The sequence below is a fragment of the Nocardia nova genome, assembly GCF_002933465.1.
GTDB lineage: Bacteria > Actinomycetota > Actinomycetes > Mycobacteriales > Mycobacteriaceae > Nocardia > Nocardia nova_B.
This window is the reverse complement of sequence record NZ_PSZE01000012.1, coordinates 53,774-74,589: the sequence shown is the minus strand read 5'-3', so window position 1 is coordinate 74,589 and position 20,816 is coordinate 53,774. Positions and strand designations below refer to the sequence as shown.

At 70.4% G+C, this 20,816-nt stretch carries 20 protein-coding genes; 5 read left to right on the top strand and 15 right to left on the bottom strand.

Annotated elements, in window-relative coordinates; all coding sequences use genetic code 11:
• Window positions 1-58: 58 nt before the first annotated feature.
• The 3 genes from C5E41_RS16600 (at window position 59) to C5E41_RS16590 (ending at window position 1,203) form a co-directional block, all read left to right on the top strand.
• A complete protein-coding gene (locus C5E41_RS16600) occupies window positions 59-256 on the top strand; it encodes a hypothetical protein (protein WP_104376735.1) in 198 nt (65 codons plus the stop codon).
• Window positions 257-391: 135 nt separating this feature from the next.
• Window positions 392-604: a hypothetical protein gene (locus tag C5E41_RS16595; RefSeq protein WP_146097579.1), complete on the top strand. Its 213-nt coding sequence runs from the start codon at window positions 392-394 to the stop codon at window positions 602-604.
• A gap of 107 nt (window positions 605-711) precedes the next feature.
• Window positions 712-1,203: a DUF2231 domain-containing protein gene (locus tag C5E41_RS16590; protein ID WP_104376733.1), complete on the top strand. Its 492-nt coding sequence runs from the start codon at window positions 712-714 to the stop codon at window positions 1,201-1,203.
• Window positions 1,204-1,238: 35 nt separating this feature from the next.
• Here C5E41_RS16590 and C5E41_RS16585 read toward each other — a convergent pair whose 3' ends face one another.
• The gene (locus tag C5E41_RS16585) at window positions 1,239-5,894 is read right to left on the bottom strand and encodes a cation-translocating P-type ATPase (protein WP_104376732.1); all 4,656 of its coding nucleotides are present in this window, start codon (window positions 5,892-5,894) and stop codon (window positions 1,239-1,241) included.
• Window positions 5,895-6,012: 118 nt separating this feature from the next.
• On the bottom strand, window positions 6,013-6,696 hold the full coding sequence (locus C5E41_RS16580; protein ID WP_146097578.1) for a pentapeptide repeat-containing protein: 684 nt from the start codon (window positions 6,694-6,696) through the stop codon (window positions 6,013-6,015).
• Between the two features lie 141 nt (window positions 6,697-6,837).
• On the opposite strand from C5E41_RS16580, the gene C5E41_RS16575 reads away from it, so the two are divergent.
• Both C5E41_RS16575 and C5E41_RS16570 read left to right on the top strand, forming a co-directional pair.
• Complete coding sequence (locus C5E41_RS16575) at window positions 6,838-8,778, top strand: serine/threonine-protein kinase (RefSeq protein ID WP_104376730.1); 1,941 nt, start codon at window positions 6,838-6,840, stop codon at window positions 8,776-8,778.
• A 124-nt stretch (window positions 8,779-8,902) separates the two neighbouring features.
• Window positions 8,903-9,613, top strand: a complete 711-nt coding sequence (locus C5E41_RS16570) for a YihY/virulence factor BrkB family protein (protein ID WP_181063275.1) — start codon at window positions 8,903-8,905, stop codon at window positions 9,611-9,613.
• 12 nt (window positions 9,614-9,625) lie between these two features.
• Here C5E41_RS16570 and C5E41_RS16565 read toward each other — a convergent pair whose 3' ends face one another.
• From C5E41_RS16565 to C5E41_RS16510, 13 genes are all read right to left on the bottom strand, one after another.
• Window positions 9,626-10,384 (bottom strand): DUF6390 family protein, encoded by a 759-nt coding sequence (locus C5E41_RS16565; RefSeq protein WP_258081020.1) that lies wholly within the window; start codon window positions 10,382-10,384, stop codon window positions 9,626-9,628.
• Complete coding sequence (locus tag C5E41_RS16560) at window positions 10,381-11,445, bottom strand: HoxN/HupN/NixA family nickel/cobalt transporter (RefSeq protein WP_219823177.1); 1,065 nt, start codon at window positions 11,443-11,445, stop codon at window positions 10,381-10,383. Before C5E41_RS16560 ends, C5E41_RS16565 begins: the two co-directional genes overlap by 4 nt.
• A gap of 30 nt (window positions 11,446-11,475) precedes the next feature.
• Window positions 11,476-12,561: a hydrogenase expression/formation protein HypE gene (gene hypE / locus C5E41_RS16555; protein WP_104376727.1), complete on the bottom strand. Its 1,086-nt coding sequence runs from the start codon at window positions 12,559-12,561 to the stop codon at window positions 11,476-11,478.
• The gene (hypD, locus tag C5E41_RS16550) at window positions 12,554-13,666 is read right to left on the bottom strand and encodes a hydrogenase formation protein HypD (RefSeq protein ID WP_104376726.1); all 1,113 of its coding nucleotides are present in this window, start codon (window positions 13,664-13,666) and stop codon (window positions 12,554-12,556) included. The genes hypE and hypD overlap by 8 nt, the downstream gene beginning before the upstream one ends.
• Window positions 13,663-13,998: a HypC/HybG/HupF family hydrogenase formation chaperone gene (locus tag C5E41_RS16545; RefSeq protein WP_104376821.1), complete on the bottom strand. Its 336-nt coding sequence runs from the start codon at window positions 13,996-13,998 to the stop codon at window positions 13,663-13,665. Before C5E41_RS16545 ends, hypD begins: the two co-directional genes overlap by 4 nt.
• Before the next feature lie 20 nt (window positions 13,999-14,018).
• The gene (gene hypF, locus C5E41_RS16540; protein WP_104376822.1) at window positions 14,019-16,292 is read right to left on the bottom strand and encodes a carbamoyltransferase HypF; all 2,274 of its coding nucleotides are present in this window, start codon (window positions 16,290-16,292) and stop codon (window positions 14,019-14,021) included.
• A gap of 116 nt (window positions 16,293-16,408) precedes the next feature.
• Window positions 16,409-16,648 carry a HypC/HybG/HupF family hydrogenase formation chaperone gene (locus tag C5E41_RS16535; RefSeq protein WP_104376820.1) on the bottom strand — a complete coding sequence of 80 codons (240 nt, stop codon included), beginning with the start codon at window positions 16,646-16,648 and terminating at the stop codon, window positions 16,409-16,411.
• A gap of 2 nt (window positions 16,649-16,650) precedes the next feature.
• Window positions 16,651-17,127 carry a hydrogenase maturation protease gene (locus tag C5E41_RS16530; protein ID WP_104376725.1) on the bottom strand — a complete coding sequence of 159 codons (477 nt, stop codon included), beginning with the start codon at window positions 17,125-17,127 and terminating at the stop codon, window positions 16,651-16,653.
• Window positions 17,124-17,243 (bottom strand): DUF6893 family small protein, encoded by a 120-nt coding sequence (locus C5E41_RS36195; protein ID WP_439956437.1) that lies wholly within the window; start codon window positions 17,241-17,243, stop codon window positions 17,124-17,126. Before C5E41_RS36195 ends, C5E41_RS16530 begins: the two co-directional genes overlap by 4 nt.
• Window positions 17,244-17,269: 26 nt before the next feature.
• Window positions 17,270-18,601, bottom strand: coding sequence for a hypothetical protein (locus C5E41_RS16525; RefSeq protein WP_104376724.1), 1,332 nt, complete (start codon window positions 18,599-18,601; stop codon window positions 17,270-17,272).
• Window positions 18,598-19,245 carry a DUF6084 family protein gene (locus C5E41_RS16520; protein ID WP_104376723.1) on the bottom strand — a complete coding sequence of 216 codons (648 nt, stop codon included), beginning with the start codon at window positions 19,243-19,245 and terminating at the stop codon, window positions 18,598-18,600. The genes C5E41_RS16525 and C5E41_RS16520 overlap by 4 nt, the downstream gene beginning before the upstream one ends.
• Window positions 19,242-19,892, bottom strand: coding sequence for a DUF5947 family protein (locus C5E41_RS16515; protein ID WP_104376722.1), 651 nt, complete (start codon window positions 19,890-19,892; stop codon window positions 19,242-19,244). Before C5E41_RS16515 ends, C5E41_RS16520 begins: the two co-directional genes overlap by 4 nt.
• A complete protein-coding gene (locus tag C5E41_RS16510; protein WP_104376721.1) occupies window positions 19,889-20,788 on the bottom strand; it encodes a NifU family protein in 900 nt (299 codons plus the stop codon). The genes C5E41_RS16515 and C5E41_RS16510 overlap by 4 nt, the downstream gene beginning before the upstream one ends.
• Window positions 20,789-20,816 lie beyond the last annotated feature (28 nt).

The window sequence follows — 20,816 nt, the reverse complement described above, 5'->3', positions numbered from 1 at the left end:
TTTTCCGATCCCCACCGGCGCCGCCGCGCCGGTGATCGCTCGAGGAAGGAGCCCCGTCATGAGCGTGTTTCCCGCCGGCAGCGACGCCGACCAGCACGCCTTGGCCGACACCCGCGACCGCGACACCGGCCCGGACTTCGCCGGGGTGCATCCGCTCGCCGCCCGCATCCGCGACGCCTTCGACACCGCCGACCGCATCGATCAGTCCTGGACCCTCCCCCACGCCGATGACGACTACGACTGCCTCGCCTTCTGACCATACTCGCGACCTCGATCCGGATGCGGTCGTGCACTGGCCCGACCCCAGCCCCCTGCAGTCGTGGTGGGACACCGTCATGCGTCCCACCCGCCGTGCCTGCGACCACACGGAGAGGAGGAAGATCTCGTACCGATGATGCGCACGCTGACCGGCGGCGCCGGCATCGCCGCGGCCGTCACCATCGCATACGGCACCGTCGCGGCGACCTACTGGTGGGAGATGCGCGTCTCCCGGTTCGACGCCAGTGCGGGCCCAGCGGACGAGATCGACGGTGACAACCGGCGCGGCCATCCGCGCACCCGATCGGGTCTCCCTGCCGCGGCGCACCGATCGGGTGGCGAGTAATCCGCCGAATCCGCGGCTCCGATGGCTATGCTCGGTGCGACTGTGGCGTCGGCGGGTTCGGGGCGGTCGTCGGCGCCACGACAACCGCGAGTGACCGAGGAGCCCCGGTGACCGTCATCCACAACCTGCCCGCGCACGTGCTGTTCGTTCATTTCATCGTGGTCCTGGTGCCGTTGACCGCGATCCTGGAAATCGTGTCCGCGCTGTGGCCGGCCGCACGCCGCGGCCATCTGGTGTGGCTGACGCTGACACTCGCGGTGATCGTCATGGTCCTGACGCCGATCACCATTCATGCCGGCCAATGGCTGTACAACTTGCGTCGCAATCCCGACGAAATCCTGCGCGAGCACGCCGAACGCGGTGAGACGATGCTCTATTTCGCCATCGCCCTGCTGGTCGTCGCGGTGGCGTTGACCGGACTTCACCTCGCCGAGCGCCGCGGCGCCGATCTCCGCACCCTGGTCACGGTGACCGTCGCCGTCCTCGCCGTGGTCGTCGCCATCGCGTCGATCGTGCAGACCTACCGCGTCGGCGATGCTGGGTCGCAATCCGTATGGGGCGACGAGATCGCACGTCTGCAGAAGAACCGCGGCGACTGACCGACACCGTTTCGGCACCGCTGCCGCCGGAGCGATCAGCCACTCGGGGACACCACCGTTCGGGCGCGGCGGGTGAGGGTCGCGCCGACGCCGTCCCCGGCCGCCCGTACCACCGTGTCGGCGTGCTGTTCCAGCACGACAGTGGGCTGATCCGGCGCGGTCGGCCGGCGGGAGGGCAGGAGGGCGCCCACGGCGGTCGCGGTCGCCGCCGAGGTGAGCGCGGTGGACCAGCCGACCGGCCCGAGGGGACGGCAACCGAAGTACGTCGACAGTCCGGGCGTCATGACGACCGTGCCCAGGAAAGCCGCACTACCGGCCGCGGTGAGCCACACCTGCGGGCTGTGACGCGCGGCCAGAACGGTCTGCCCGAGCTGGGTGCCCACCAGTGCGACCAGGGCGACGGTCGCCGCCCGGCGCTCGGTACCGGTCCAGCGGGCGATCGACCACGCCACCGTCGAGGCGGCCGCGGTAGTGGAGCCGCGGATCACGATCGTGCGACGCAGATCCGCCGCGATATCGGTGCGAGGCCGGGCGGCGAGCTGTTCGGCGAGCAGATCGGCGCGCTCCTGGTGGCCGGTCGGCTCCTCGTCGCCGGACCGCTCGGTCGCCAGTGCGACGGCCATCGCAGGGAACATGTCGGTGAGCATGTTGACCAGCAGGAATTGCCTGGTGCCCAGCGGGGCCCGGCCCGCGAGCGCGGTGCCGAGGACCGTGAAAGCGACCTCACCGGCATTGCCGCCGACCAGGATGCCGACCGCATCGCTGACGTGCCGCCACATGCCACGGCCCTCGATCAGCGCATGCAGCAGCACCAGTGGGTCGGGATCGGTCAGCACCAGATCGGCGGCATTGCGCGCGGCGGTCGACCCCTGGGCGGTGAGTCCGATGCCGACGTCGGCGGTGCGGATCGCGGCCGCGTCGTTGCCGCCGTCCCCGGCCATGGCGACCACCTCGCCGCGCCGCTGCAAGGTGGTGACGATGCGAACCTTCTGCTGGGGGCTGACGCGGGCGAAGACGTTGCTGCGCGCGATGAGCTCCGACTGGGCGGCATCGTCGAGTTCGGCCAGATCGCTCCCCGTCACCACGGGATCGGCGGCGATACCCAGATCGGCGGCGATGGCGGCGGCGGTGACGGGATGGTCGCCGGTGATCATGCGCACGCGAATGTCGTTGCGCTGCAACGCGCCGACGAGCGGGCGCGCCTGCGGACGCGCGGTGTCGGCGAGCCCGATGAAGCCGAGGAGGGTGAGCTTCTCGACCGCGCTCACCACATCACCCGGTGCCGCGGACAGATCCCGCCGGGCGACCACCAGTACCCGCAGCCCGCGCTCGGCCATGCGATGAATCATTCGGTCGGCGTCGCGCCGATGGCCGGCGGACATCGGTTCGTCGCGATCGGCACCGTCGTGCCGGGTCCGGATCGCGGTGCAGCGGGCGAGCACGATCTCCGGGGCCCCCTTCACGATCAGCCGCCAGTGCCGCCGCCGCGTCTGCCCCAGCGTCGCGGCATATCCGCGGTTCGATTCGAAGGGCAGTTCCTCGATCGTGTCCCAGCGTTCGTCCGGGGCGAGCCGTTCGGCGGCGTCGAGCACCGCCTGATCGGTGGCGTGCACGATCGGGCCCTCGGCAGGGTCGGGGCAGGCGTGGGCCGCGGCCCGCAGCAATCGGCGGGCGCGCGGGTCGTCGTCCTCCGGCGACCACTGGTGATCGAGGTCGGCCAGGGTGGTCAGCCGCAGGCGGCCGTAGGTGAGCGTTCCGGTCTTGTCGAAGCAGATGGTGTGCACCCGGCCCAGGGCCTCCACCGTCCGGCTGGCCCGCACCAGCAGGCCGTGGCGCGACAGGCGCCGGGCGACGGCCAGCTGCGCCACCGTGGCGACGAGCGGAAGTCCTTCCGGCACAGCGGCCGTCGCGACCGCGACCCCGTCGGCGATGGCCGCGCGAATGTGCTGTCCCCGCAACCATCCCAGCGCCGTGACGAGGGAACCGCCGCCGAGTGTCAGCGGCAGCGCCTGATCGCTGAGCGCACGCAACTGCGCCTGTACTCCGCCCAGGCGTGGCGGCACGGCGACGGCGGCGGCGCGGTTGGTTTCGGTGTCGCACCCCACCGCGACGACCACCGCCACCGCGGCGCCGTTGACGATCGTGCTGCCTTCGTACACCATGCAGCGCCGCTGGTTGAGGTCCGCTCCGGGAGTGGCGGGGCTGTCCTTGGGCACCGTGACCGATTCGCCGGTCAGCGCCGATTCGTCGACCTCCAGGTCTTCGGCTCGCAGCAGCCGCGCATCCGCCGGAACGACGTCGCCGGTGCGCAGTGCGATCACATCACCGACCGCCAAGGCCGTGCCGGGCACCGATTCGCTGGGCGGCTCGGGATCGTGGTCGAGCGCGGCGCGATCGACGCGGCGGCCGGTGATGCGCTCGTGCGCGATCAGGTCGCGCAGCGCGTTCTCGGCGCGTTGCCGCTGTAATGCCGACACCACCGCGTTGACCGCCACCACGCCGGCCACCAGTGCGGCGTCGCCGGGTGAGCCCAGCACCGCCGACGCCGCGGCGCCGACACCGAGAATGGGAGTGAGCGGATCGGCCAGCTCGCGGCGCACGGTGGCGAGAAAACGCGTCGCCGGAGACAGGTGCGCGGGAATGCTTGTCAGCGGTGCGGTCCACGACCGCGCGGGAGGTAGCTCGTCACGGTCGGGTTCCGGCAGCCGCGTCAGCACTTCGTCGGGTTCGAGACTGTGCCAGGGAACCAGCGGTGCGCCCGACTCGGGGAGCCGGCCGCGCGCGGCCTGCACGCCCGTCCACGCACCCTGCATCAGTCCGCTGGCCTGCGCCGCGGTCACCGGCCACGCGTCGCGTGAGCGGCCCGCGGCCAGCAGCAGGCCCGCGAGCGAACACGCCGAGAGCGCGAGGACGCGACCGCGCTCGCTGACCTGCCGGGCGGGAGCCACCGTCAGCAGCACCCGCATCACCTGATCGAGGTCGCCGCAGACCACATCCGCCGCCCACGGCATCGCCTCGACCTCGACGGCGCTGATCCGGCTCACGCCGATGGCCACATCCGCGCAGTTCAGATCCTCGGCGGCGTCGGTGGCGACCAGGCCCACCGCATGCCCGTCGGACTGCAACCGCCGCACCAACTCCGCCGCCGGCCCCGCACGTTCGACGAATTCGTCTGCCAGGGACCGTAATTCGACCGCGTCACGTTGTCCGCGCACCACCACCTTCAGGCCCGAGGCCCGGGCGGTGAGCATCAGCGTCCGGGCGCGCGGATCGAGTTCGCGGCCGATCAGGACCCGGCCCACCACGGCCGTTCCGGCGCACACGTCGTACCAACCGGGAATCGAGTCGGAGCGGTTGCGGTCCGGATCCGGCCGCAGCCGAAGGTCGCCGGTATCCGGCGGCGCAGGTCTTGCCGCGCCGGGGCTCGACCACAACAGTCGCTGAGCGGCGTTCCACACCCGGGCCGTGGTCCAGTCGGACTCCGCGGCATCCGACGGTGTGGTTTCGCCGGTCTCGGCAGCGGTTTCGGCATCGAGTACCAGACGGCCACTTCCGTACAGCACGGCCCCGTCGATCACCAAGGCGCTCAAGCGATCCAGCCGCCGCCACACCGACGGATCCATCGTCAGCACGCCGGACGCGGCCAGCACTGACGACACCGTCGCCGCGAAACTCTCCCGGCTCGCCCGCGCGGCCTTCGGCGCGGCGAGCGACAAGGCGCGACCGACCGAGGACAGGCCCTGCCCGGCGGCGACGGCGGTGGCTCCGGCGGCGGCGGCGGCCGACGCCTCGTCCGCGCACCGCTCGACCGGGCCGGGCGGCAGTACGACCGGCCGCTGCCGATATGGCGGGGAGTGCACGATATCGCGGGCCCGGCGGTGGCCGTGCTCGACCTCCCACAAACGCCAACGGGCATGGCGCACACCGTGTTCGGTGACGGCCAGCACTCGGTGCAGCGCATCGACCAGGACGTTCGCGGGGCTCTCACCGGCGGCCTGCGCCAGCGCGTTGGCGGTGGCGAGCAGCAGATCGGTGCGGGCCCGGCCGAGACGCTGTTCCAACAGCCGCCGGATCCGCGGCTGCGAGTCTGCCAGCGCGACCAGCGACTGCAGCGTCTCCACGCCGTTGCGCCCGGGAATGGCCGCTCCGACAACGGTGACGCCGGCGGAGATCAGATCACCGGCCAGTGAAATCGCCGCCGACACAACGGGTTCCAGATCGGCGGGATGTTCCGCACTCGGGTCCCAGACGGTATCGGCGACGCCGGCGTCCTCCTCGGCCGCGGCGACCGCGTCCACCAGTCCGGGCACCACCGCATCGTCGCGAACCGCGGCAACCACATCCCCGGTCACCGCGTTCACCCGCGTCCAATGCACACCCGGCAGCGAGCCCACTCGCCGATGCACTGCCTCCGCGACTCGCTCGCTGCGCTCCGACCGCAGGCCCCGCACCTCCACGATCACACGATCCTCGACGGCGGCGATCCGCCTCTCGTCCCGGCGCAGCGCCGGGTTCAGCAACGACCGCACGTCGCGCTGCAACTGCGTGGCGATATCGTCGGCCACCTCGGTCAGCCGCAGCGCGGTCTGCGCCGCAGTCACCGCGCGCACGGGCAGCCGCGCCGAGCCGCCGATGAGAGCCGTCCCCGTCCGGCCGGCTCCTGACACCACACCGATCAACGCCTGAAACACCGGACCTCCCAGCCCGTACGAGTACCGTCGTCCGAGCTACTACCCAGGATCGGCGAAGCCAACCACGACATCGGCAGCCCGAGCGGGGCCGATTGTTTCCGCCGCGGAGGCGGTGGCGCTACAGGCATGCGGCGACCGGCATCCGGTGGGCGAGCCCGTCGTGCGGGGCCGGTGCGGCGAACGACCGAGCCGCTTCGGCCGATGCTTCGGCCGATGGCTGCTCCGTGGGCATCCGGTCGTGGAATCGGGCGCGTTCGAAGGAACTGCCGATGGTGAACGCGGCCCCGTCGAACCGGGCCGGCCCGGTGAAGCACGCGGCGCCGAAGTCGGCATGGCCGCGGAACTGCGCGCTGTCGAAGTATGCCCCGCCGTGGAAGGCCGCCCGGTGGAATCGGGCGTCGCCGGAGAAGACCGCCAGTGGGAATTGGGCGCTGCCGCGGAAGGTGGTTCCGTCGAACCGGGCCCGCACGAATCGGGCCCCGAAAAATCTGGCGCGATCGGTGAACATCGCCTCCCGGAACCACACGGTGCCGAAGGTAGCGGCCTGGAAATGGGTGTCGGCGGAGAATGTCGCGCCGTCGAATCGGGTGATGCCCGTGAAGTTCGCGCATTCGAATATCGCAGGGCCGCCGAAAACCGCATCGGTGAAATCGGCATCCTCGAGCCGAGCATTGCGGAAATCGAATGTGGCGCGCGACCAGCTGCGGCGCACGCCGCGGCGGAGATGGTCGGCGATAACGGACACGATGGTCCGCCGGACGGTCCGGTCGTATCCGCCGAGCCGGGCGGACGTCCGGGGCAATCGAAGATACGTACCCTCGAGACGGACGGATATCGCTGTCGGATAACCGTCCCGCCACACGATCCCAGACCGGCCGATTCGCCATCCGGGGCGCGATAAAATTCACCATGTCTCGACGTCTCATCCCGGAGTGACCAGCACATGGGCGCTCGACCGGAAGGCGATGCCACCGCCGCCTTCGACCCGTCGGCCGATCGGGCGGTGGATACCGCGCCGCACCCCACCGCGGCCGAGCAGTCCGCCGGCGCGACCAGACCGCGGCCGAACGCGTCCCCCGCCGCCGATCTCGAGCCCGGCGACCGGATCGACGATTTCGATCTGCTGCTGGAGCTGGGCCACGGCGCTTTCGCCCAGGTGTTCCTGGCCCGGCAGCGGTCGATGCAGCGACTGGTGGCGGTGAAGATCTCCGCGGACCACGGCACCGAACCCCAGACCCTGGCTCAACTGGATCACGAATCCATCATCCGGGTGTACGACCAGCGGGTGCTGCCGGACCGGGCACTGAAACTGCTGTACATGCAATACGTTCCGGGTGGCACGCTGGCCGCGGTGCTGACGCGGGTCCGCGCGACGGCGCCGGAGCGGCGCAGTGGGCGGCTGCTGCTGGACGCCGTCGATGAGGCGTTGGCGGACAAGGGCGAGATCCCCACCTCGAGCAGTCGCGCGCGGGAGGAGATCGCGGCCCTGTCCTGGCCGGAGACCGTGGCGTGGCTCGGACGCCGGCTCGCCGAGGCCCTCGACTACGCCGAACGACGTGGTGTGCTGCATCGCGATATCAAACCGGCCAACGTCCTGCTCTCCGCCGACGCCGCACCCAAACTGGCCGACTTCAACATCAGCTTCAGCGACCACGTCGCGGGCAGCAATCCGGTGGCGTACTTCGGTGGATCGCTGGCCTACATGTCGCCCGAACATCTCGAGGCGAGCCACCCGCAGTTGCCCGGCACGGTGGACGACCTCGACACACGCAGCGATATCTACGCTCTGGGGGTCATGCTGTGGGAGTTGCTGACCGGGCGACGACCGTTTCGGCCGACCGCGGCGAAGGATTCGCAGGACGCGGTCGAACAGCTCCTCGACCTGCGCCGCCGCCCGATCGCGCCGCAATTCCTCGACGACCTTCCCACCGACTGCCCGGCCTCGCTGCGCCGCGTGCTGCTGACCTGCCTGGCACCGCGGCGCACCGATCGCTGGGCCAACGGCGCGGAACTGGCCCAGCAATTCGAGCTCTGCCTCGACCCGCGTGCCCGGGAGCTGGTCGACGCACCGCCGGACAGCCACCGGCCGCGTGGGCCGCTGTGGCCGATACCCATTCTCGCGATCGCGATCGCCGTGCCCAATCTGGCCGCCGCATGGTACAACTACTACTACAATAAAACACTGATCGTCAGCAAACTCACGCCCGAGATCCAGCGGTCCTTCCACGATGTGGCCCAGGTGCTGTATCCGCTGGCCATCGCGGCGGCCACCCTCCTGATCCTCTACACCGCGCGCCACCTCATCGAGGTGTCCATCGGACTGCACAACGGGCGTGACTATCCCGACGCCGTACTCACGAGCGCGCGCATCGATGCGTTGCGGCTCGGCAACCGGGTGGCCGCCATCGCCTTCGTGTTCTGGTTATCCGGCGGCGTGATATTCCCGGTGATGCTGAATCTCGTCGCCGGCGGCGTTCCGCGTGGCACCTACACGCATTTCCTGCTGTCACTGGTCGTTTGCGGTGCCGTCGCACTGGCCTACCCGTACTTCGCGATCACCTGGTACGTGGTGCGGTTTCTGTACCCGGTCTTCCTGGCCCACGGACGGTCCGCCGCGGCCGACGTCGAACACCTGCGCCGGCTCGCCCGGCGGACCGGCATCTACCTCACCGCGGCCGCCGCCGTACCGCTGGTCGGCGTCACGGGCATCACGTTCCTGCCGGCGCCGGATATCGAGTCCATCATCTGGGCGGTCCGCGTCCTGTGCGTCGGCGGCATCATCGGCTTCATGCTCGCCTACGTGTGCTACGAGGTCATCGAGAAGGACCTCCGGGCACTCGAACGCGTCGCCGCCGCATCCACCACCGACGCGGGCGCGGAATAGGCGAGCGCCCGGCCCCGACCGCGCACCCCACGACACACGAACGTGCCGGTGGTCGGGATAGCCGTCGCGCGGCGGGACCGCGGGGCACTGCAGCGGAAATACGCGGCACCGGCAGATCGCCATCGTGGTGCTGAGTGTCGCCGGACCCGCCCCCGCGGACTCGCTCGCGGGCGCGGCCGGGCGGCTGGGGCCCGGCGGCGGCACGTCACTGATCGCCGAGTCGATTCGTCATCTGCAGTCGGTCGAGTCGCTGTCCGGTCCGATGGCGGTTGTGGGCCTGCTGTCGGCGTTCTGGACCGTATCGACCTACCTGGGAGCGTTCATCCGGGCGGCCAACGCCCTCTACGGGGTGCGGGAGAGCCGATCCCTGTGGCGCACACTGCCATTGCGTTTCGCGCTGGGTCTGGTGCTGGTGGTCGCCGTGGTGGTCACCGTGCTCGGCTTCGCCATCACCCCGGGCCTCGCCGAACACGCCGGCAACCGGATCGGAATGGGTTCGGCGGGCCTGCTCGTCTGGTCCATCGTGAAGTGGCCGCTGCTGGCCCTGCTGGTGAGTGTCGCACTGGCGCTGCTGTATTGGGTCGCGCCGAACACCGAGGGCCAGCGGTTGCGCTGGCTGACCCCCGGAAGCGTGATCGCCGTGGGCATCTGGATCGCGGGTTCGGCCGGACTGGCGCTGTATGCCGCCCATTTCGACTCGCTCAATCGGGTATACGGGTCGCTGACCGCGGCGGTCGTCCTGCTGATGTGGCTGTGGCTCACCAACTTCGCGATTCTGCTCGGTGCGGTCATCGATGCCCAGATCACCCGGCAGCGAACGTTGCGCGAGGCGTGATCGGCATCGCGGTCACGAGGCTTGCGAGCGCCGGGCGGCCGGTGTCGAGGAGTGCGGGTCCAGCCGGCGGTTCGTGGCCGCCAATTGCCAAGCCGTCGCGGCCCTGAGCCGGTCGACTCCGGTGGGGTCGAGCCGGCCACAGATGTGGTCCCAGTGCAGCGCGAGATGGTCGCCCACTTCGATATCGGCGGCATCGATGCCCGCACCGGCCAGTTCGATGCGGCGCGGCGTCGCTGCCGAGAGCGACAGCTGGGAATCGCTCCAGCGCAGCCGGCGCACGGACATCGTCGCGGTGGTGGCGTCTCGTGCGCAGACCCGCGCCCAGGTGATCCGGCAGTTGTCGAGCACGCGCAGCGGCAGGTCCGCAGGACCCCGGCCGAGCAGACGGGTCCACGGATAGATGCCGAACACATGGAAGTTGTGATTGGGCGCGCTTTCCGGAGCCAGCTCCGGGCCCAGATGACACCAGTACCCGCCCGCGATCGGTCCGATCACCGACAACAGCTCCGACAGGAACTCCGTCCTGTCGATGCCGGCGCCGACTCCCCCACCGAGCCAATAGGATTCGACCAGCCGCGCGTCGAGCGGATCGGCGATACCGGTCATCGACGACAGCACCCGCAGATACGGCCAGGCTCCGGAGAAGCGTCGTGCCACGGCCCGGATCTCGCCATCGGATCCGCCGGCCAGCGCGGGGGCGTCGGCCGGTCCGCAGTAGCCCAGCGCGTTCGGCGCGTAGGCGTACCGCGCGAACATCTGCGGCCCGCTCATGTTTCCCCACGTCGCCACAGCAGCAGAGCGAGCAGCCAGGTCACCACGAACAAGGCCACCACGACGAATCCCATCGCCCCCAGATCAAGGCCGCCGATCCAGGCCAGCGGACCGGAGGTGATGCCCAGTGCGCCGGTCACCACGGAGACGATTTCCTGAGCGCCGATCACCAGGGCCACCGCGACCGAGAGCCCGGTCACCAGCAGGTTGTAGTAGATCTTGTGGGCCGGCGCGGCGCAGGCCCAGCCGTAGGCCGCGTTCATGCACGCCCCGTCCAGCGAGTCGAACAGCGTCATCCCGGCCGAGAACAGCAGCGGCAGAACGACGATCGCGTACCAGGGCAGGTCGGTGTCCGCCGCCGCGCCACCGGCGAGCACCAGCAGACTCACCTCGGTGACGGTGTCGAATCCCAGCCCGAACAGCACCCCGATCGGATACATCTGCCCCGGCCTGCGAACCGCGCGAACCAGCGGATCCAGCACCCGGTTCAGGGCCCCGCGCGCGTGCGGCCGGGAATCCAGGTCTCGCTCGTCGCCCTCGCCCCGGCGCAGCGCTCGTCCGATACCGATGAGCGACACCAGGTTCAGCAGGCCGATGAGCAACAGGAAGGTTCCCGAGACGCCGCTGCCGAACGTGCCGGTCCAGCGCCGCAGGCCGGAACCGTCGTCTTCGACACCGGATGCCAGTACCCGAGCGCCCAGTGCCAGCGCACCGACCATGACGAAGACGACGGTGGAATGTCCCAGCGAGAACCAGAATCCGACCGACTGCGGTTGTTTGCGCTCGCCCACCAGCTTGCGGGTGGTGTTGTCGATGGCGGCGATATGGTCGACGTCGAAGGCGTGCCGCATCCCCAGCGTGTAGGCGGTCACGCCCAATCCCGCGCCGAACACCATGTTGCCCACCGCATAGTCGCCCGGGACGATCAGGGCGGCCAGCAGCCCCCACCCCGCGACGTGCAGCGCGGCCACGGTCACGGCCATACCGATCACGTCGCGGCGCCGGCCGCGACGGTCTCGTGCCCACCTCCGGGCGGGCGATATCGTCACCGACGGCCGCATCGTGTCTCCCGCCTGCGCCCCACCGGACGCTCAGCAGATCCGCGGAAGCTGTTCGCCGGCGGGCAGATCCACCACCCGGGTACCGCCGAGGGCGGTGCGCGCGACCACCATCCCGGGATGTTCGTCGACGCAGACGCCGATCGCACAGGCCCGCGCGCCCAGCGGATGCGCCCGCATGGCCGCCAGTGCGCGGTCCGCGTCCTCGGCGGCGACGAACGCGACCGCCTTCCCTTCGTTGGCCACGTACAGCGGATCCAGTCCCAGCAATCCGCAGGCATCGCGGACCGCGTCCGGGATCGGCAGGGCGCGTTCGTCCAGCCGCACACCGACATGCGCCGATCTCGCGATCTCGTTCAGCGTCGCCGCGACCCCGCCGCGGGTGGGATCGCGCAGCATGTGCACATCGGCGCCGGTCTCGAGAACCGCGGCTACCAGACCGTTCAGCGCGGCGGTGTCGCTGCGCACGGTGGTGCCGAATTCCAGGCCCTCGCGGCAACTCATCACCGCCACCCCGTGCACGCCGATATCACCGCTGATCAGCACGACGTCGCCCGGCCGAGCGCGCTGGGGGCGGATGTCGACCCCCGCCGGCACCAGCCCGATGCCCGCTGTGTTGACGAAGATGCCGTCCCCGTGGCCGGAATCGACCACTTTCGTGTCGCCGGTCACCAACTTCACCCCGGCCGTGACAGCGGCGGCGCCCATGGCTTCGGCGACCCGCGCGATATCGGCCAGCTCGGTGCCCTCTTCCAGGATGAACGCCGTCGACAGCACCAGGGGCTGCGCACCCGCCATGGCCAGATCGTTCACGGTGCCGTTGACCGCCAGCTCGCCGATCGTGCCGCCGGGAAAGACGAGCGGTTTCACCACGAACGAATCGGTGGAGAAGGCCAGCCTGGCGGCCCCGACCTCGACCACCGCCGCATCCCCGAGTGCGGCGTCCGCGGCGGCGCCGAACGCGGGCAGGAACAGATGCTCGATCAGCTCGCCCGACATCGCACCCCCGCCGCCGTGCGCCATCACGATCGCCGGCGAATCCCGCAGCGGCAGCGGGCACACCCAGCTGCCGGCGTCGAATACCGGTGGCGGAGTGGAGGTTCCGGCGTGGTCAAGCATGAGCCACCTCCGCCGGCAGATCCAGGCGGCGATACAGGTAGTAGGCGGCGCAGGCGCCCTCGGAGGACACCATCGTGGCGCCCAGCGGGTTACGCGGTGTGCAGCGGGTGCCGAACGCCGCGCAATCGGTCGGCTTGATCAGCCCCTGCAGGACCTCTCCCGAGCGGCAGACCGACGATTCGGCGGTGTGGATATCGCCGACGCTGAATCGGTATTCGGCGTCGTAGTCGCGATAGCGCGGCGAGAGCCGCCACCCGCTGCGGGGAATGACGCCGATGCCGCGCCAGCCGCGGTCGGTGACCTCGAAGACGTCCTGCAACATGGCCTTCGCGGCCGGATTGCCCTCGGCCGGTACCGCACGCGGGTAGGCGTTCTCGACCTCACAGCGGCCCTGTTCGAGCTGGATCACCGTGCGGCGGATACCCTCGAGGATGTCCAGCGGCTCGAATCCCGTGACCACCATCGGAACCCGGTACTTCCGCGCCAGCGGCGGGTATTCGCCGATGCCCATCACCGAGCACACGTGACCCGCGGCCAGGAACGCCTGGACCCGGCAGTCCGGGGATTCCATAATGGCGGCGATCGCCGGCGGGACCAGCACGTGCGAGACCAGCAGCGAGAAGTTCTCGATGCCCAGGCGCCGGGCCTGATACACCGTCATCGCGTTGGCCGGAGCGGTGGTCTCGAAGCCGATCCCGAAGAACACCACCTGCCGGTCGGGATTCTGTTTCGCGAGGGTGAGCGCGTCCAGCGGCGAATACACCACGCGCACGTCGCCGCCCTCGCTCTTGATCCGGAACAGATCCTTGGAGCTGCCCGGCACGCGCAGCATGTCGCCGAAGGAGCAGAAGATGACCTCCGGGCGGGCGGCGATCTCGAGCGCCTTGTCGATCACCTCCAGCGGTGTGACGCAGACCGGGCAGCCGGGGCCGTGAATCATCTCGATCGTATCCGGCAGCAGCTGATCGATACCGTGCCGGATGATCGAATGCGTCTGCCCGCCACACACTTCCATGATCGACCAGCGGCGCGAGGTCGCGGCCCGGATGCGTTCGAGCAGGCGCTGAGCCAGTTCGGGATTGCTGAATTCGTCCAGGTATTTCATCGGTTCACCTCGTCGTCGCGAGCGGGCTCCGACGGTGCGCCGGAGGTGGGATCGGGAAGGCCGGACTGCCGGGCGGCGATGGCGAATCCGTCGCCGAATTCCTCGTTCAATACACCGAGGTGCTCGAATTCGGCCAGGGTGGCCAGCGCCGACTCCTCGTCGAGGCGCTGAATGGCGAATCCGACGTGCACGACGACGTAGTCGCCGACCGTGGCATCCGGAATGTATTGCAGGCACACATCTTTGTGGACACCGCCGAAGTCGACAACCGACATCAGCGTGCCGTCGCGCTCGTACAGGTCGAGCACCTTCCCCGGGACTGCCAGGCACATGATCGGTTCCTTCCTTTCGCTCATCGAGCCCCGGCGGCGAGCAGCTGCCCGAATGCCAGGCCGCCGTCGTTGGGTGGCACTCTGTGATGAGTAATGACCTGAAAACCCTCGTCCCGCAGCTGTTTTCGCGAGAGCGAGAGCAGCAGCGCGTTCTGGAACACGCCGCCGGAGAGGGCCACCGGCACACCCGGTTCGCCGAACCGACGCGCCAGTGCGGCCACGAGTTCGGCGACCGCGACGTGGAAGCGCGCGCCGACGAGGTCCGCACCGGCTCCCCCCGCGAGGTCGGCGACCGCCGCGGCAAGCACCGGAGCCGAATCGATTCGCACGGCTCCATCGGGATCCGGTGCGCCGAGCGCGAATCGATAGCCGTATCCGGGATCCGCGTCACGTGAGCGGGCCTCCAGTTCGATGGCGGCCTGGGCCTCGTAATCGACCACATGGCGCACGCCCGCCAGCGACGCCACCGCGTCGAACAGCCGTCCCATACTCGAGGTGGGAACACAGCCCAGCCCGGTGCCGAGTTGATGTGCGAGGACCCGCCGCTCGGCGGGCGGGCACGCGGCGACCGAGGCGATGGATTCCTCCCACGGGATGCCGGCGGCGTGCAGATGGGCCAGCGCCATCCGGTAGGGCCGGTGCACGCTGGCGTCACCACCCGGTAGTGCGACATAGGCCAGATGGGCCAGGCGGCGGAATCCCTTGTACCCGGCGGCCAGCACCTCACCGCCCCAGATCGCCCCGTCGGGGCCGAAACCCGTTCCGTCGAAAGCTATTCCGAGGACGGTCGACGAGCCGGGCAGACCGTGTTCCCCCATCACCGCCGCGATATGGGCGTGGTGATGCTGCACGGTGTGTACCGGCCGTCCGGCCGCGGCCCGGCGCGCCCAGGCGCTGGAGCGGTAGCCGGGATGGGCGTCGACCGCCAGCCGCGCCGGGTGCACTCCGGTCAGTTCCTCCAGATGGTGTTCGGCGGCGCCGAATGCGCGCAGCGTGGCCAGATCGTCCATATCGCCGATGTGCTGGCTCAGCCACGCGTACCGGCCCTCGGCGACCGCGCAGGTGTTCTTCACGTCCGCGCCGACCGCGAGGACGGGCGCCGACTCCTGCGGCAGCGCCAGCGGCAGCGGCGCGTAGCCGCGGGAGCGGCGGATCGGCAGTTCGATGCCGTCGACCAGCCGGACCACCGAGTCGTCGCAGGGCACGAGGATGCGGCGGTCGTGGTCCAGCACGGCGTCGGCCAGTTCCGGCAGCCGCCGCGCGGCGTCCTCGTCGGTGTAGCAGAGGGGTTCGCCGCCGAGATTGGCCGAGGTCATCACCAGCGCGAGCGGACCCGGCGAGTCGCCGGGCAGTCCGAACAACAGCAGGTGCAGCGGGGTGTAGGCCGCCATCACCCCGAGGTCGCGAAGGCCCGGCGCCACCGCATCCGTCAGCGCGTGCCCGCGGCGCGGGAGCAGCACGATCGGCCGCTGGGGTCCGCTCAGCATCGCCGCGGCGGCCGCGTCGACGTGTGCGACGGTGCGGGCCGCGGCCAGATCGGCGACCATGACGGCGAAGGGTTTGGCGCCGCGGCGTTTACGCGCGCGCAGTCGCGCCACCGCATCCTCGTCGTCGGCGGCGCAGGCGAGGTGATAGCCGCCGATCCCTTTGACCGCCACGATTCCGCCCGCGCGCAGCATCTTTCGGGCGGCGGCCACGGGGTCGCCGGTTCCCGGACCGCGGTAGCGCAGGGTGGGCCCGCAGTCCGGGCAGGCGATCGGCTGGGCGTGGAAGCGGCGATCGCCGGGATCGTGGTACTCGCGCTCGCAGCGCTCGCACATGGCGAAATCGGCCATCGAGGTCCGCTCGCGGTCGTAGGGCAGACTCGCGATGATGGTGAATCGCGGCCCGCAATTGGTACAGGTGATGAACGGATGCCGGTAGCGGCGGTCGGCGGGATCGGCCAGCTCTCGCGCACAGTCGGCGCAGATCGCCACATCGGGCGAGGCCAGGGTGCGGCCGCTGCCGCGGGTCGTGCCGGCGATGCGGAATCCGGTTCCGCCGCGCACCGGCAGATCAGTGCGCTCCACGGAGTCGACCACCGCCAGCGGTGGCGGGTGGTGGCGCACCCGATCGGTGAATTCGGCCAGCGCCCAGGGTGTTCCCTCGATGTCGACGATCACCCCGTCGCTGTCGTTGGCGACGCTGCCGGTCAGCGCGAGTTCGGCGGCGGTGCTGTAGACGAAGGGCCGGAATCCCACGCCCTGCACCACACCGCGCACCACCAGCCGGCACCGAGCGCGCCCGGTGCGCACGGTTCGGCCCGCCTCGGTGCCCACCGCTCGGCCCGCCTCGGTGCCCACCGCTCGGCCCGCCTCGGTGCCCACCGCTCGGCCCGCCTCGGTACTCACCGCTCGGCCCGCCTCGGTACTCACGGTTCGCCCCGGCTCAGCAGTCGCAGTCCGGCGAGCGCCTCGCGGGCACCCGCCTCGTCGGTGCGCTCGACCGCGAGGCCCATGTGGATGATCACCCAATCCCCCGGCCCTACCGAATCGTCTTCCAGCAGGCCGATATTCACCTTGCGCTCGGCGCCGGAGACGTCGACGAGAGCCAGCTGACCCGCGTAGCCGTCGACGATCTCCACGACCCGGCCCGGAATTCCGAGGCACACGATCACACCTCCGTTCGCGACATCCGCAACTGCGCGACCACCCGCGCCACGGTCTCGGCGCCCTCGTCCACCGCGGCCGCCACCGGTTCGGACAGCCCGATCCCCTCTTCGGTCGAGAGCACCTGACAGCCGACGACCACGGTGGGTGGCACGACCCCACCCAGCGCCCGGACCCCCGCGAAGACCGCCGCCGGGTCCATCCCGTGGGCGTCCAGATCCACCCGCACCTGCTGGTCCGGTTCAGCGCGCATCACCTCGATGCGACCCGCCGCGCCCCGATTCGGGACCGCGTCGACGAGGACCAGCGCATCCCAGGAATCGAGCAGGTCGTAGGCCAGGTGCATGCCGCGGATGCCATAGTCGACCACCCGCACGCCACCCTCGCGGTCCGGGGGTATCCGCCGCACCACCTCGGGGCCGAATCCGTCGTCGCCGAGAAAGATGTTGCCGATTCCGGCGACCAGCACCCGGCTGTTCACATGCGCCGCATTCGCAGGTAGCGGCGCATATCCGGAATCGAGCGGATTCCGATCAGCGCCAGGACGACGACCGCCGCCGCGACGACTCCCGTCGCCACCATTCCCACCGTTTGCATGAGATCCGTCCTTTCCTCCGACCGCGCTATTCGCCCGGTCCGTCCAGTGGCTCCAGTTCGTCGGGATCGAAATACAGGTAGCGCCCGTACCATTCGTGCAGATCGGCTCCGGGATCGTCGGCGATGACCACACCGACGTGAGTGCGCCCGTCGACGTCGGCGTGCACCGAGGTGACCCGCGCGTCCCTGCCGTCGAAGAACATGTCGTGGATGTCGGCGCGCCGGGACGGGTGCAGCCGGACCCGGCTACCCTTGCGGACCAGCGTCCCGGCGATGGGCACCGCATCCGAGTCGGGCCGCACCGCACCGTCGGCGGCGGGATCCCACCAGTCCGTCCCGGGCGGGATCTCCGGCACCAGCCGGTCCGCTCCGTCGTGCGGGTCGCGCAGCACACCGTGCAGGCGGGCCATCTGCTCGGCGGTCATCGCGTCACAGCTCTCGACGATGCGGGCCGCGCGCGGATCGGTGGCCCGTGCGGCGGCCTTCTCCTCGTCGGTCATGGCCATGACGCGTAGCGTCAGGATCTCATCGATCTCGGTGGCGTCGTAGAGCGATTCCTGGCTCTGCTCGGCGATTTCGGGATGGTCGTAGAGGATGATCGGCGAGACCAGCATCAGGCTGTGATCACCGCGCGGTCCGGCGAGCACCGGGAAGCAGCGGCGCTGAGTGCAGCGCGCGACCACGGCCTCGGCCTCCGGCGGCGGTTCCAGCAGCGAGACGAACCGCGCATCGGCGACCTCCGCGATCACATGCGCACCGACCAGCGACCGGACGAGAGCATCGCGCTTGTCGGCGGCGGGTTCGCCGGTATTGCGCACGGTCGCGCGCAGGCGCAGATATCCGTGCTCCGCAACGACATTCAGGGCGAATTCGCCGCGCAGCGGCCACCGGGTGCGCACGATCGCACCGCCCGGCAACGTCGCCTGGTCGTCGAGAGGTTCGGTCTCGGCGCCGCCCGGGAAGTCGAACGGCACCGTGGTCGAGACCGGGGTGATCGGCCCCACGGCGACCTCCCGTTCGACCGCCTCGTCCCAATCCGGCCAGGTCCGACCCGCGACCGTGGTGTCCGCAAGCACCGCACCGGCCGCGTCGCGCACACCGCGGTGTTGCAGCTGCAGGAATCGGATCGTGAACCGCACGGTCGGGTCGGCGCCGGGGTCCACCACCATCTCCCCGGTGAGCTCGCAATCCTCGCCCAGTCCGTCCGCGTGCGCGTGGGGCGGTCCGAGCACGCCGAATTGCCACCGACAGCGGTTCTTTCGTGCGTCGGCGCGGTACGGGTACAGCAGGTAGCCCTCGTAGAGAACCGCGTCGGCAACCGCGCGGGCCCGGGCTCGGCTCGATTCCGCGGTACTCACGCCGACTCCTGCGCACCGGCGAGCAGCCGCCCGACCGTCTCGTCGAATCCCAGCATCCCGTGCTCGCCCTTGTAGGCGGCCAATGCTGCCAGGGTGTCCTCGTGCAGGCGCAGCCAGCCGGTGGCCGGGAACTGCGCCGCCATCAGCTCGCGCCAGACCGAGACCGGCAGCTCGTAGCGGTCCTCGCGGTCCCACGGGATCTGCTGCACCGCGAATCCGTGGCTGCCGCGGATGAAGACCGTGCCGCTGAACAGGAACAGCAGCGGCACGCTGCCCTCGCGCAACGAGTGCAGATATTTCGATCCGGCGACCTCGAAGTCGTAGGTGCAGGGCATCGGCAGATCCACCTCGGCGCCGCCGGTGAACCCGGGAACCGTTGTGGCGCAGTGCATCCACAGGAACGAGCGCTGGGTGTGGTCCCAGCGTTCGCGCGGACCGAACAGGTCCAGCAGTCCCGCGCTCTCGGCATCGGTATAGGTCCGGCGATTCGGTTCGATGCGCACCTGGGCGCGCAGCGCGATGGCGTGAACGGGTTCGTCACCGACCGAGGCGATGCCGATCCGTGCGGACAGGATCGGAGTGACCGCGTAGGGCTCGGGCTTCATCCCGAGCACCGCGAACGTGGTGGCGTAGGCGGGGCTCATACCGGCTCCCCCGCATGTCCCGCGTCGAAGGGCCGCGCTCGCGCGGTCATCGTGGCGAAGAACTCCGTCACGTAGTCGCGCACGTCCGCGCCGCCGTCGAAACCGCGCCACAGCAGGCGGATCCGGCCCACGAACTCGTAGCAGGCGTCGATCGGCAGCAGCAGGCAGCGTGCGGCGGCGTCACCGTCGGGGATCTGGATCAGCAGGGCCTCGACATCGTCGGCGAGATCGCCGAACTCCGGGTGCCGCTCCATCACTGCCTTCCAATTGTCCAGGGGCAGTTCGGATTCGGTGGCCCCAGCCGGTCCCGGATAGAACGCGACGGTGCGCCCGGCCGACGAGCTGCGGAAGAAGAAGGCCAGGCCGACAGGGATCTCGAGGCCGTCCCATTCCGGCAGGCTCATCCGGAAATCCGGGTACGAGACATACCGTCGCGGGACCGCCCGGTAGCGCAGGGCCGCGCCACGCTCGGTGAACAGCAGATAGCAGCCCCGGCACACGCACAACATGCGCCGGCTCTCGGTGTCGACGACGTGCTGATGTTCTCCGGCGATCGGTTCGGCGCACATCTCGCAGCGCTCCCCCGCCGCCGGCGCCGGCCGGCGTTCGGTGGCGAGGCGGCGCAGTGCCCGCACGGTCGGATTCATCCGCCCACCCCCACCGGAACCGCCACCGACAGTTCGCCGTCGCGTACCAGCACCGGCAGCGGTTCGAGATGTCCGGCGCCGTCCAGCCGCGCGCCGGCGTGGACCACGTCGAAATGGGCGCGGCAACCGGGACAGCGCAGCACCGGACCCCCGTGGACGCCACGGTGCAGCGCCGCACCGGCCAGCGACCGATCACAGGCCGGGCAGTGATCGCGGTAGACGTAGATCTCGTCGCCTACCCGGCAGGCGAGCACCGGCAGTCCGGCCAGCGCGAACCCGCCGACCTCATTGATGGACAGCTGCGCCAATTCCGGTGCGCCGACCCAGTTTCCACCGGTCCGCACGTGCGAGAACAGCGTGTCCGGTGCGATCACCGCCGCATCGGCGGTCGCCTCGGCGGTGACCACATCGATCGCGGTGATCTCCGGCGCGGCCGCGCGCACGGCGTCCTCGACGGCCAGTTCCAGTGTCACCGACGACGAGGGGCAACTACGGCAGCTCCCAGTCAGCTCCAGCCGGACCACTCCGTCGCCGGTGACCTCGAGCAGCCGCACATCGCCGCCGTGGGATCCCAGATACGGCCGCACACTATCGAGCGCGGTGGCGACCCGGGTCCGCACATCGTGCGGATGCAGCCCGTGCACCAGCAGCAGGCTCGCGACCAGGTCGTCGGCCACCAGCCGTCGCACCGCGGCCTCGTCCAGGCGAGCCAGGATGCGCCGCAGCCCGGCGCCGTACAGATCGACCACCTCGCCGACCAGCGCCTCGGCCCGCTCCCGGGCCGCCGCGCCCCCCGCGGAACTGGCATCGAGCAGGGTCTCGATGCGATCGCCCGCGCTTCGCCACCGGTCGTCGTCGACCGTCGTGGCGGACTCGTCGTCGGGAACCGTGGATATCGCCTCCTTCTGCGGCTGGGACCGGATA

Excerpts from the sequence above, each read along its gene's own strand:
- C5E41_RS16600 (WP_104376735.1), top strand. The coding sequence starts at position 59 with ATGAGCGTGTTTCCCGCCGGCAGCGACGCCGACCAGCACGCCTTGGCC.
- C5E41_RS16595 (WP_146097579.1), top strand. The coding sequence starts at position 392 with ATGATGCGCACGCTGACCGGCGGCGCCGGCATCGCCGCGGCCGTCACC.
- C5E41_RS16575 (WP_104376730.1), top strand. The coding sequence starts at position 6,838 with ATGGGCGCTCGACCGGAAGGCGATGCCACCGCCGCCTTCGACCCGTCG.
- C5E41_RS16565 (WP_258081020.1), bottom strand. The coding sequence starts at position 10,384 with ATGAGCGGGCCGCAGATGTTCGCGCGGTACGCCTACGCGCCGAACGCG.
- C5E41_RS16560 (WP_219823177.1), bottom strand. The coding sequence starts at position 11,445 with ATGCGGCCGTCGGTGACGATATCGCCCGCCCGGAGGTGGGCACGAGAC.
- hypE (WP_104376727.1), bottom strand. The coding sequence starts at position 12,561 with ATGCTTGACCACGCCGGAACCTCCACTCCGCCACCGGTATTCGACGCC.
- hypD (WP_104376726.1), bottom strand. The coding sequence starts at position 13,666 with ATGAAATACCTGGACGAATTCAGCAATCCCGAACTGGCTCAGCGCCTG.
- C5E41_RS16545 (WP_104376821.1), bottom strand. The coding sequence starts at position 13,998 with ATGTGCCTGGCAGTCCCGGGGAAGGTGCTCGACCTGTACGAGCGCGAC.
- C5E41_RS36195 (WP_439956437.1), bottom strand. The coding sequence starts at position 17,243 with ATGCAAACGGTGGGAATGGTGGCGACGGGAGTCGTCGCGGCGGCGGTC.
- C5E41_RS16520 (WP_104376723.1), bottom strand. The coding sequence starts at position 19,245 with ATGAGCCCCGCCTACGCCACCACGTTCGCGGTGCTCGGGATGAAGCCC.
- C5E41_RS16515 (WP_104376722.1), bottom strand. The coding sequence starts at position 19,892 with ATGAATCCGACCGTGCGGGCACTGCGCCGCCTCGCCACCGAACGCCGG.